The 11,157-nt window shown below is 67.2% G+C and carries 9 protein-coding genes and 1 pseudogene; 8 read left to right on the top strand and 2 right to left on the bottom strand.

What is annotated here, in order from left to right; genetic code table 11:
• Window positions 1–35: 35 nt before the first annotated feature.
• The 3 genes and pseudogenes from MNO14_RS03020 (at window position 36) to MNO14_RS03010 (ending at window position 3,564) form a co-directional block, all read left to right on the top strand.
• Window positions 36–1,517 (top strand): ATP-binding protein, encoded by a 1,482-nt coding sequence (locus tag MNO14_RS03020; protein ID WP_241945323.1) that lies wholly within the window; start codon window positions 36–38, stop codon window positions 1,515–1,517.
• 452 nt (window positions 1,518–1,969) lie between these two features.
• Window positions 1,970–2,059 (top strand): annotated as a pseudogene (locus tag MNO14_RS03015) (prepilin-type N-terminal cleavage/methylation domain-containing protein); the annotation flags it as partial.
• Between the two features lie 737 nt (window positions 2,060–2,796).
• Window positions 2,797–3,564, top strand: a complete 768-nt coding sequence (locus MNO14_RS03010) for a hypothetical protein (protein ID WP_241945322.1) — start codon at window positions 2,797–2,799, stop codon at window positions 3,562–3,564.
• A 72-nt stretch (window positions 3,565–3,636) separates the two neighbouring features.
• On the opposite strand, the gene aqpZ is transcribed toward MNO14_RS03010, so the two are convergent.
• Window positions 3,637–4,338, bottom strand: a complete 702-nt coding sequence (gene aqpZ / locus MNO14_RS03005) for an aquaporin Z (protein WP_241945321.1) — start codon at window positions 4,336–4,338, stop codon at window positions 3,637–3,639.
• A gap of 705 nt (window positions 4,339–5,043) precedes the next feature.
• On the opposite strand from aqpZ, the gene MNO14_RS03000 reads away from it, so the two are divergent.
• The 5 genes from MNO14_RS03000 to coaE all read left to right on the top strand — a co-directional run bounded on the left by MNO14_RS03000 (window position 5,044) and on the right by coaE (window position 10,154).
• Window positions 5,044–5,427: a hypothetical protein gene (locus MNO14_RS03000; RefSeq protein WP_241945320.1), complete on the top strand. Its 384-nt coding sequence runs from the start codon at window positions 5,044–5,046 to the stop codon at window positions 5,425–5,427.
• A 113-nt stretch (window positions 5,428–5,540) separates the two neighbouring features.
• Window positions 5,541–7,265 (top strand): type IV-A pilus assembly ATPase PilB, encoded by a 1,725-nt coding sequence (gene pilB / locus MNO14_RS02995; protein ID WP_241945319.1) that lies wholly within the window; start codon window positions 5,541–5,543, stop codon window positions 7,263–7,265.
• Window positions 7,266–7,487: 222 nt separating this feature from the next.
• Window positions 7,488–8,648 carry a type II secretion system F family protein gene (locus MNO14_RS02990; protein ID WP_241946241.1) on the top strand — a complete coding sequence of 387 codons (1,161 nt, stop codon included), beginning with the start codon at window positions 7,488–7,490 and terminating at the stop codon, window positions 8,646–8,648.
• 3 nt (window positions 8,649–8,651) lie between these two features.
• Window positions 8,652–9,515: an A24 family peptidase gene (locus MNO14_RS02985; RefSeq protein ID WP_241945318.1), complete on the top strand. Its 864-nt coding sequence runs from the start codon at window positions 8,652–8,654 to the stop codon at window positions 9,513–9,515.
• Between the two features lie 12 nt (window positions 9,516–9,527).
• Window positions 9,528–10,154: a dephospho-CoA kinase gene (gene coaE / locus MNO14_RS02980; RefSeq protein ID WP_241945317.1), complete on the top strand. Its 627-nt coding sequence runs from the start codon at window positions 9,528–9,530 to the stop codon at window positions 10,152–10,154.
• 13 nt (window positions 10,155–10,167) lie between these two features.
• On the opposite strand, the gene MNO14_RS02975 is transcribed toward coaE, so the two are convergent.
• On the bottom strand, window positions 10,168–11,118 hold the full coding sequence (locus MNO14_RS02975) for a Nudix family hydrolase (protein WP_241945316.1): 951 nt from the start codon (window positions 11,116–11,118) through the stop codon (window positions 10,168–10,170).
• Window positions 11,119–11,157: the final 39 nt, after the last annotated feature.

Below are 11,157 nucleotides of genomic sequence, written 5' to 3'. Positions count from 1 at the left end.
CCGCCAGCCAATATACTCGCTACCAGGGAGACCACATGATGGCGGGCAAGCCGAGCTTCACACCAACAACTGGGACCGTATCGCCACGATCCGATGCCGCACGACCGATGCGCGGCCATGGGTCACCGCCCGATCCGGTCGTCCACCGCAATGCGGCCATGCTTCAGGGCGTGCTTGCTGTTTACGGCGTGTACTACCCCATGGCGACCGCACTGGGCTGGGAACGCCTCGGCGGCCCCACAGATCCGGTCACTCTAGGATTGGCATTCGTCCACATCGCAGTGATCTGGGGTGGCTTCGTTGCGGCACGCCTCGGTTTCTGGCGCCAGGCCACCCATGCGTTTGTGTTCGGCAGCCTCGTCGTGCTGTCGATCGCCTACCCGCGCTGGGGCTTGGCGGCCCTGGGCCCGCAGCAGATGCTGCACCTGCTGCCGATCCTGATCGCAGGCGTGCTGGTGGGGCGCCGCACGTTGTGGGCCGCCACCGCGTGGCTGGGCGGCCTGTTCATTTTCGGCGCCTGGACCGATACGCGCCCCCTGCTGGTCACCCCCGACCACGTTTGGCGCGTCTCGCTCGACGTGGGCGCATCGCTGGTCGGCCTCACGCTCGTCGCTTTCGTTGTCGATCAGGCCCTGATCGCCCTGCACCAGAGTCTGGATCTCGCCCGTCAGAGGGGCGCCGATCTCGCACGCGCCCGCGACCGGCTGCTGCTGGAGATCGAGCAGCGCGAGCGCCAGCAGACCCAGCTGCTGCACGCCCAGAAGATGGAAGCTGTCGGCCGCCTGGCCTCGACCATCGCCCATGACTTCAACCACCTGCTGGCACTGGTCATGGGCCATGCCGGACGCGGCCTCGCCAGCGACGACCCGGCGGAGATGAAGGCAGCGCTGCGCAGCGCCGAGTCCGCCGCGCGCCGCGCTGGCGAGACCAGCCACCGCCTCGTCGACTTCAGCCGCCACGACGACACGGCACCCGAAACCTTTGACGCTGTCGAGGCCATTGCCGACCTCGAACCCGTCCTGCGGCGTACCTTCCTGCCCGGGGTGGACGTGGGTTTGGACCTCGACCCAAGCGCCCGCCTGGCGATCCACTTCGACCGCGCCCACCTCGAACTCATCCTGCTGGGCATGGCGGCCAACGCCCAGCAGGCCATGCCCGACGGCGGGCAGTTCACGCTGTCCGTTGCCGCCTACGCGCTCGATCGAGTCGAAATCATCGCCTGCGACACAGGACGCGGCATGGACGCCACCACCCGCGCGCGCTGCTTCGAACCGTTTTTCACCACCCGCCCCGCCGCCCAGGCCGCCGGCCTCGGCCTGGCCGTCGCCGCCCACCTCGTCCGCGAGGCCGGCGGCGACATCACTGTCGAGAGCGCGCCAGGCCAAGGCAGCGCCTTCCGCATCGTCCTGCCTCGACAAGAACAGGCGCCCGATACCGCGCGGACGGGTAGCAGCCGCAGGCCACGAATGTCGAGACAGGCGCTTCGGCAGCGGCCCGTGGCCGGGGAGAAGAGCTGAGGCCGTCTGCACCCGCATGACATTCGTGGCTTTTAATTCCGCACACGGATCGCCCCTCCACCTGCGAGATCAGCCCCACCCTTCGGGCGGGACAGCGCGCTGCGACGACAGTCGATCAAACCCACGCTCAAGTTCACTGAAGTGCGGCCGATACCGTGTTCGTCGCTTGGTGCGCACGCCGCCAACACATCGATCTGCGACCACAGTCACATGGATGACCCGCCACCGCCTGACGCGAAACGTCACAAGGCGACCTTGGCAGGCAGGCCCGAGGCAGAACGTTCACGCTTGTTCACCCCGAACGCCTTCAAACGGCGCAGGCCGACGACTTCGCGCGATTGGCACGACCCATGCGTCACCCTTAGTGCACGTGCATGTCGCACGGCTGCCCACGGATCGGCACCCGCCGCTTTCCAGGCACGTGAATCCATCCACCCTTGGGGAGTTGCTCCATGAAGACGCAGAAAGGTTTCACCCTGATCGAACTGATGATCGTCGTCGCGATCATCGCCATCCTGGCCGCGATCGCGCTGCCGGCGTACAACAACTACCGCGTCAAGGCGGCAGAGAATGCATGCATGGGCGAAGCCAAGGCTTGGACGAACGCCTATATCGCCGCCAATCAATCCTCGATGGCCCTGCCCGCCATCCCGACTGGCGGCGCCTGTACGAGTCAAGCAGGGTTTACCGTTGGAACGACTGGCACGGATCCGCTGACTGGCACCGCCGTGTTCACTCCCAAGGCGCCTGGCGTCCTCACAACATCGTGCAACATGGCCAGCGGCACTTGCTCTACGGTTGCAGCGACTAACCCGTAAGCAGGCCGGATGTTGTAAGAGAGCAAGTCACTTGCTCTTGTAATCTCGATATCGAGTCTTATGTGTCGCACGAAGAACCCCGCCCTGGCGGGGTTCTTTGTTTAGGGCCTTCTGCATATGCCCAGATTTTAAGGATTCGCCAAGAGAGGCGTTTTTCCTTACATGAGAGCGCGGGATTTCCCGACACTCGGGCGCTTGACCCTCGCCGCACGCCTCGGCTGACTCAATCCCAAGGAGCGTAGAAACTCCTCGAACAGCGGTCCCCACCTCCGTCAAACCGGTGGGATTTTTACGTCCGTATCCTGACGGTCGTAGACCGGCGCGATGTCTGCGTCGGGAGGGCGGCTAATACAACACCCTTCGGGGAAATACGCCCGCCGACTCTTAGCGGTTTCTAACCTCCCGACTTCCCGTCGCCGATTCCCGGTGCGCGGGGCCTTTCATGGAATGAGGAGGTTGCGATGTCACATGACACGTTGAACGATCAGGGCACCGGCTATTACCTGCCGGAAGACAGCCAGCTTCGATTGAAGCAGTTGCACAGCCACATTGATTTCCTGTCGCGGCTGGCGCGTCCGCGCACGTATGACGAGGTCAGCGAGGTGTCGCCCGAGGTCGGCATGGATGAACTGGCCACCTGCCTCGAACTCTTCACCGATCAGGCGGAACTGGTGTTGAACGACCTGACGTGGGGCGCCGACTTCCCGCGGATGGCCGGAGAGGCGGATGAGGACGACGAGGCTGACGCCGCCGCTACCAGCACGGTGTACGCCTCGGCCGATGCATCGACTGTGGCAGAGCCCGAGCTTGGGTTCAAAGGCCAGGTCGCCGCCGTGGATGCGGCAGGCCATTGGGTCGATCCGGGTGGCGACCGGCTGGTGTTCGGCATGAGCGTCGATCAGGCGGACGCGCTCGGCGAGCTCATCCAGACGATCGCGGCGCATGGCGATGTCATCGCCTCGAGTGAGGACAACGCCTTGGCCGATGCCACGTTGCCTACGTTGGGCCAGGCGATCATGGGCGGGGCCGACGCGCTCCGCGCGCTGATGGACACGGTGGAAAACCAGATGATCGTGCCACCGACCAAGCGCGGCAGCGTACGCGAACCGCGGGCAGCCTACGGCGTGGGTAGCACGTCGGACGAAGACAGCGCGGCCATCCCGGGCTGGCCACTGTCGGCGCACCCCACGCAGGCAACGCACGCGTCTGCGCGGCCGCGCCCGCACTGATCTGTCCCACCGTCAAAACGCGGGGCCGCGGATCGATCCGCGGCCCCGCGCGCTGCGCGGTATCGCCGCTCCTCAGAGCTCGCGACGCGGCGCCAGCACCAGCCGATGCAGCACACCGCCGGCCGCACCAGCCACGAGCGGCACCAGCCAGAACACCCACAACTGCTGCAGTGCCGGGCCACCTTGGATCAGCGCCACACCGGTGCTGCGCGCCGGGTTGACCGAGGTATTGGTGACCGGAATGCTCACCAGGTGGATCAGCGTCAGCGCCAGGCCGATCGCCAACGGCGCAAACGGCGCGGTCACCGGCTTGGCGGTCACGCCCAGCACGATCACGGTGAACAGCATCGTCAGCACGAACTCGATGACGATGGCCGCTTGCAGCGGATAGCCGGCCGGCGAATGCGCGCCGTAGCCATTGGTGGCGAAGCCATGGCTGGGGTCGAAGACCGGGCTGGCGCTGGCGACGTAGTACAGCACCGCCGCCGCGCAGATCGCGCCCAGCGTCTGCGCGATGACGTAAGGCACCACGCGGCCTGCGGTGATGCGCTTGGCCACCCAACACGACAACGTGATCGCTGGGTTGAAGTGACCGCCCGAGATCGAGCCCAGGGCATAGGCCATGGTGACGACACTCAGGCCGAACGCGAACGAGACGCCGAGAGTGCCGATCCCCGCGCCAGGCGAGGACGCGGCCAACACCGCGGCACCGCAGCCGCCCAGGACCAGCCAGAAGGTACCGATGAATTCCGCGACCAGGGGTTTGAAGTTCATGGGGCGCGCACCTCTTTCAGTGGAATGAACCGCCGGACGGCGGGGTGATGAAAGGTCTGCCATTTGGTGAAAACGCGACAGTCACGCCGGCACACGTTGCAGCACGCAAGTGCGCGCACGCAAGTGCGCGCACGCAAGTAGTGCGCGCCCTATTGACCGTGCCGCCCGCGGTAGAGTGACCGGTTGGCGTCCATGGGATATAGCGCGGCCTCGCCGGCTTCGTGCCGTTCGATGATGGCCCCATGGGGATTCGCAGCCCTGCGTAGCGATTGCAGGCTGTCGAGGATTTCGTCGCTCCATGCGTCCTGGCCGTCCTTGTGCGCGTATAGATAAGCATAGCGCGCATGCTCAAGATGCGGGCTAGTCTGAATTCGAGTGCTCGTTGGTCAGCCAACGTACGCGCGCCGAGGATGGCGGCAGCGCGTGCGCGTGGACGCCATGCGGGACGCCCATGCGCGCTTTCTTGTCCAGCGCGAGAAAGCGCGCAAGCTGGTGCTATGCGAGCAGCTGCCGCACCGTGAGGTGGCGCGCCGCTTCAACGTGCACCCGCGCACGATCGCGCGATTGATCGCACGACGCCGCCGATGGGAAGGCCCAACGTGCAGTGCGTCTGTCTGCAACGCCGGGCTTCATGTGCATCTCTTTACGGCGACTCGCCCGGTATGATCGCGACCTTTCGCTGCGCCCGATGCGCTGGAGCTGCCGATGACCTCCTCCTGGATTGCATGGCCGACAGCCGCAGTCGCCGGCCTGGGCCTGTGGAGCGCCGTATCGCTGTCGATGGGCGGCGGCGAACCGTGGGATGCCAGTCGTTACTGGACCCTGGCCTGCCCCGCCGCACTCGCGCTGTCGCTGGCACTGGGCCTGGCATTCCCGATGCGGGCGTGGCGCTGGGGCGCGGCGGTCATGCTCGCACAGGTGCCGGTCGTGGTCGCGGTGTCCGGCATCGGCCCCTTGCTGGCGGCCGGCGTGGTGTACGCGGTCGTACTCGCAGTGCCCGCCATGCTGGCATCAGCGATCGGCGGCTGGTGCCGTCGCAAGCTGCACGGACGCGCCAGCCGCTCGTCGCGCGATGGTCGCTCGGGCTGACGCTGATCTCATGCGCCTGTGGAGCGCCGCCGCCCGCGCGCATGAATGCGCCGCGACGCGCCGTCACCGCACCGGTTGCAGTAGAGTGCCCGCGTCCACCACAGAGCGATCAGATGAGCGTCCATCCCGGCCCCAATCTCGTCGGCATCACCGGCATCGCCCGCCGCTTGGTCATGGACGGTGCGCTGGACGAGGCGGCCGCGCGTGAGGCGCTGGACAAAGCGACGGCGGCGCGACGGAATGTCGCAGGCTACCTGCGCGAGCACAAGCTGGTCAGCGCGGCGCAGATGGCGGCGGCCTTGTCAGTGGAGTTCGGCATGCCGCTGTTCGACCCGGCGGCGATGGCGCCGCAGGCGAGCGCGGTCAAGCTGGTCAGCGAGGAACTGCTCAACAAGCACTCGGTGCTGCCGCTATTCCAGCGCGGCCCGCGTCTGTTCGTGGGCATCTCCGACCCGACCAACACGCTGGCACTGGACGACATCAAGTTTCAGACCAACCTGACGGTCGAGCCGATCCTGGTGGACGAGGACAGCATCCGCCGGACGCTGGAACTGTGGCTATCGAGCTCGGATTCGCTGGCCGGCGCGCTGGACGATGCCGAGGGCCTCGACAACCTGGACGTGGGCGGCGACGAGGACGGCGGCCGGATCGAAAACGTCGTCGACGGCAAGGACGATGCGCCGATCGTGCGGTTCGTCAACAAGGTGCTGGTCGATGCGATCAAGCGCGGCGCCTCGGACATCCATTTCGAGCCCTACGAGACCGACTACCGCGTGCGGCTGCGCGTGGACGGCATGCTCAAGCTGGCGGCCAAGGTGCCGGTCAAGCTCAACCAGCGCATCGCCGCACGCCTGAAGGTGATGGCGCAGCTCGACATCGCCGAGAAGCGCGCGCCGCAGGACGGGCGCATCAAGTTGAACCTGTCCAAGACGCGGCAGATCGACTTCCGCGTGAGCACGCTGCCGACGCTATTCGGCGAGAAGGTGGTGCTGCGCATTCTCGATGCCAGCGCCGCGAAGCTGGGCGTCGACAAGTTGGGCTACGAGCCTGACCAGCAGAAGCTGTTCCTCGATGCGATCCACAAGCCCTACGGCATGGTGCTGGTCACCGGCCCCACCGGTTCGGGCAAGACGGTCTCGCTGTACACCGCGCTAGGCATTCTCAACGACGAGACCCGCAACATTTCCACGGTCGAGGACCCGGTCGAGATCCGGCTGCCGGGCGTGAACCAAGTGCAGCAGAACGAGCGCCGGGGCATGACCTTCGCCGCGGCGCTGCGGGCATTCCTGCGTCAGGACCCGGACGTGATCATGGTCGGCGAGATCCGCGACCTGGAAACCGCGGAGATCGGCATCAAGGCCGCGCAGACCGGCCACATGGTGCTTTCGACACTGCACACCAACGATGCGCCGCAGACGATCGCGCGCCTGATGAATATGGGTATCGCGCCGTACAACATCGTCAGCTCGATCACCCTGGTAATCGCCCAGCGGCTGGCGCGGCGGCTGTGCCCGCGTTGCAAGCAGCGCGTCGTGCTGCCCGATCATGCGCTGCTCACCGAGGGCTTCACCGAGGAGCAGGTCCGCGCCGGCGTGGAGATCTACGAGCCGGTCGGCTGCGATGAATGCACCAACGGCTATCGCGGACGCGTGGGCGTGTACCAGGTGATGCCGATGAGCGAACAGATTCAGACGATCGTGCTCCAGGGCGGCAACGCGATGCAGATCGCCGAGGCCGCGCAGCGCGCCGGCGTCAAGGACCTGCGCCAATCGGCACTGGAAAAGGCCCGCCAGGGTCTGACCAGCCTGGCCGAGATCAACCGGGTCACCAAGGACTGATTCCGCCCTTTGGCCGCTTGACGTCCAGCGCCAGGGGCCGGTTTTCGCTACCATGCGGCCATCCGTCCGGCGAGGGACACGCCGACCCCTGGGGAACGTTCCATGTCGACCTCACGTACCGCGGCCCGCAAGACTGTCCGCGCTTCGAACGCGACGCCGGCGCAAGCCGGGGTGACGCTGCGTCTGTTCGCCTGGGAGGGCACGGACAAGCGCGGCATCAAGATGAAGGGCGAGCAGCAGTCCAAGAGCGCGAACCTGTTGCGCGCCGAACTGCGCCGCCAAGGCATCCAGCCGACGCTGGTGCAGCCCAAGCGCCAACCGCTGCTCGGTGGCGCCGGCAAGGCGATCTCGGCGCGCGACATCGCGATCTTCAGCCGCCAGACCGCGACGATGATGAAGTCCGGCGTGCCGGTGGTGCAGGCGCTGGAAATCATCGGCAACGGCCAGAAGAACCCGCGCATGAAGCAGATGGTCGATGGCATCCGCGTCGACATCGAGGGCGGCGCCTCGATCTTCGAGGCGCTGAGCAAGTATCCGGTGCAGTTCGACGAGCTCTACCGCAACCTGGTGCGCGCGGGCGAGTCGGCCGGCGCGCTGGAAACCGTGCTCGACACGATCGCTTCGTACAAGGAGAGCATCGAGTCGATCAAGGGCAAGATCAAAAAGGCGCTGTTCTACCCGGCCGCGATCATCGCGGTCGCGATCCTGGTCTGCGCGGTGCTGATGGTGTTCGTCGTGCCGACGTTCCGCGAGACGTTCGAGAGCTTCGGCACCGACCTACCCGCGTTCACCGAGCTGGTGTTCGGCATCTCGGCGATGATGGTGAAATGGTGGTGGCTGATCGTGATCGTGGTGTTCGCGTCCGCGTTCGGCTTCCTGTTCGCGTTCAAGCGTTCCCCGGCGCTGCAGCACGGGGTGGACCGCACGCTGCTGCGCCTGCCCGTGGTCGGCCGCGTGCTGCACAACTCGTCGATCGCGCGCTTCGCGCGCACGCTGGGTGTGACCTTCAAGGCCGGCGTGCCGCTGGTCGAGGCGCTGGACTCGGTGGCCGGCGCGACCGGCAGTTCGGTCTATGAGCACGCGGTGCTGCGCATGCGCGACGACGTGGCCGTGGGCTACCAACTCAACATGGCGATGCGGCAGACCGCGTTGTTTCCGCACATGGTGGTGCAGATGACCGCGATCGGCGAGGAGGCGGGTGCGCTGGACACAATGCTGTTCAAGGTGGCCGAGTTCTACGAGGAAGAGGTCAACAATGCGGTCGACGCGATCTCGAGTCTGCTCGAGCCGTTCGTGATGGTCATCATCGGCACCCTGGTCGGCGCGATCGTGATCGCGATGTACCTGCCAATCTTCAAACTCGCGATGGCGGCGACTGGCTGACACATGGCTTTTCTCGATCACAACCCGGCCCTGGGCTATCCCCTCGCCGCCGGCCTCGGCCTGCTGGTGGGCAGCTTCCTCAATGTGGTGATCCTGCGTCTGCCCAGGCGCCTGGAATGGCAGTGGAAGCGCGACAGCCGCGAGATCCTCGGCGAACCCGACCTCTACGATCCGCCGCCTCCCGGCATCGTCGTCGAACGCTCGCACTGCCCGCATTGCGGGCACCAGTTGTCGTGGTACGAGAACATCCCGGTGGTCAGCTGGCTGGCGCTGCGCGGACGCTGCCGCAGCTGCAAGGCGCCGATCTCGGTCCAGTACCCCGCGATCGAACTGCTGACAATGCTGTTGTTCGCGGCCTGCGTATGGCGGTTCGGCTTCGGCTGGCAGGGCTTCGGTGCGCTGGTGCTGACCGGCTTCCTGATCGCGCTGTCGGGCATCGATGCGCGCACCCAGTTGCTGCCTGACTCGCTGACGTTGCCGCTGATGTGGCTGGGCCTCATCGCCAGCCTCGACAACCTGTACATGCCGGCCAAACCCGCGCTGCTGGGGGCGGTGGTCGGCTACGCCAGCCTGTGGTCGGTGTGGTGGCTGTTCAAACAGGCCACCGGCAAGGAGGGCATGGGCCACGGTGACTTCAAGCTGCTGGCCGCGCTCGGCGCCTGGTGTGGCTTGGCGGGGCTGCTGCCGATCATCCTGCTGTCGGCGGTGACCGGCGCAATCGTCGGCTCGATCATCCTTGCAGTGCGCGGACGCGATCAGGCGACACCGATTCCGTTCGGACCGTATCTGGCGGTGGCCGGCTGGGTGACCTTCATGTGGGGCCACGACCTGACCGCGCTCTACCTGCGCGTGTCCGGGCTGCAGTAGCGCACGGCCACGATGGTCGCGCTGGTCATCGGTCTCACCGGCGGCATCGCCTCGGGCAAGTCCGCGGCCACGGCGGCGTTCGAGGCGCGCGGCATCGTCGTCGCCGATGCCGACCTCGCCGCGCACGCGGCGGTCGCCCTCGGCAGCGAGGGCCTGGCCGAAGTGGTCGCGGCCTTCGGCACCGACGCGCTGGCCGCCGACGGCAACCTCGATCGCGCCGCGATGCGGCGACGGATCTTCGCGGATTCCGACGCCCGTAAGCGCCTGGAAGCGATCCTCCATCCGCGCATCCGGCTCGCTCTGCAGAGTGCTTGCGAGGCGGCCACGGGTCCGTACGCGATCGCGGCGATCCCGTTACTGGCTGAAGGCGGACGCGCCCACTACCCGTGGCTCGATCGCGTGCTGGTGATCGACGTGCCGGTGGCGGCCCAACTGGCCCGCCTGCTCCGCCGCGACGGCATCGACAAGACCCTGGCCCAGGAAATGATCGCCGCCCAGGCGACCCGCGACGCTCGCCTGGCGATCGCCGACGACGTCATCGTCAACGACGGCAGCCTGGCAGACCTGGACGCCCGCATCGGCGAGCTCGACATCCGCTACCGCGCGCTCGCCGCGGCGCGTGCGGGGAGCACGCAGTAGAAAGCAATCGCGACTACGCAGCGCCAGGCCAGAGGCTGCGGATGGCGGCGATGCCTTGGGCGCCGTGGCGGCGGGCGGTTTCGATATCGGCGGGAGTCATGCCGCCGATGGCGTAGATCGGCAGGGCGCTGTGTTCGCGCAGGCTGGCGAAGGCCGGCCAACCGATGCCGGACTGGCCGGGGTGGCTGGCGGTCTCGGAGACCGGGCCCAGCACGACGAAGTCGCAGGCCAAGCGGGCGGCGTGGGCGAGGTCGTCGGCATCGTGGCAGGAGGCGGCGAGCGGCAGGCCAGGGGCAATCGGGCGCGTGGCGTGGTCGCGCAACGCGGCGGCCTTGAGATGCAGGCCGACGGCTGCGGCCTGGGCCAGCGTCGGCGGGCCGTTGAACAGCAGTTCGGCGCCGCGCCGGCGGCAGCGTGTGGCGGCCTCGGTGAGCAGGCTCGTCTGCCGGTCCGAAGCGATGCCGGGCAGGCGCAGTTGCACACGGCGGATGCCATTGCGCAGAGCGTCGTCGAGGCTGCGCAGCCAGGCGGCATCATCGTCGCCGGGCGGTGGGGTGACGAGGTAGCGATCGGGCGCCTGCAGGGCGGCCACGACGGGCAGGTCGGCGGGCGGCATCGAGTAGCGACCGAGCTTGTCCGGCGCGACCCAGGTCAAGGCCTGGCCTTCGCGGCCCTTGGGGCTGCCGTGCCATTGGGCGACATGGCGGACGTCGAGCCGCAGGCGTTTAGTGGGGTAGCGCTGGGGCACCACCATCAGCGGCGCGCCGACAACGACCTGGATGCCGAGCTCTTCGTCGAGTTCGCGCGCCAGCGCCGCTTCCGGGGTCTCGCCCGGTTCGCATTTGCCGCCGGGAAACTCCCACAAGCCCGGCATGTCGCGGCCCGGCGTGCGCCGGGACAACAGGATGCGGCCGCGCTTGTCGGTGATGACCCCGGCGACGACTTCGACGACGCGCTCGCTCATGCCTGGCGGATTCGGCGGACAGGGGGTCGAGATTAGGGA

The sequence above is a fragment of the Luteimonas sp. S4-F44 genome (assembly GCF_022637415.1).
In the GTDB taxonomy this organism is placed as follows: Bacteria; Pseudomonadota; Gammaproteobacteria; order Xanthomonadales; family Xanthomonadaceae; genus Luteimonas.
This window is presented reverse-complemented; position numbering and strand designations above follow the sequence as displayed.

Coding starts and splice junctions, on each gene's coding strand:
- MNO14_RS03020 (WP_241945323.1), top strand. CDS start 36: ATGATGGCGGGCAAGCCGAGCTTCACACCAACAACTGGGACCGTATCG.
- MNO14_RS03010 (WP_241945322.1), top strand. CDS start 2,797: ATGTCACATGACACGTTGAACGATCAGGGCACCGGCTATTACCTGCCG.
- aqpZ (WP_241945321.1), bottom strand. CDS start 4,338: ATGAACTTCAAACCCCTGGTCGCGGAATTCATCGGTACCTTCTGGCTG.
- MNO14_RS03000 (WP_241945320.1), top strand. CDS start 5,044: ATGACCTCCTCCTGGATTGCATGGCCGACAGCCGCAGTCGCCGGCCTG.
- pilB (WP_241945319.1), top strand. CDS start 5,541: ATGAGCGTCCATCCCGGCCCCAATCTCGTCGGCATCACCGGCATCGCC.
- MNO14_RS02990 (WP_241946241.1), top strand. CDS start 7,488: ATGAAGGGCGAGCAGCAGTCCAAGAGCGCGAACCTGTTGCGCGCCGAA.
- MNO14_RS02985 (WP_241945318.1), top strand. CDS start 8,652: ATGGCTTTTCTCGATCACAACCCGGCCCTGGGCTATCCCCTCGCCGCC.
- coaE (WP_241945317.1), top strand. CDS start 9,528: ATGGTCGCGCTGGTCATCGGTCTCACCGGCGGCATCGCCTCGGGCAAG.
- MNO14_RS02975 (WP_241945316.1), bottom strand. CDS start 11,118: ATGAGCGAGCGCGTCGTCGAAGTCGTCGCCGGGGTCATCACCGACAAG.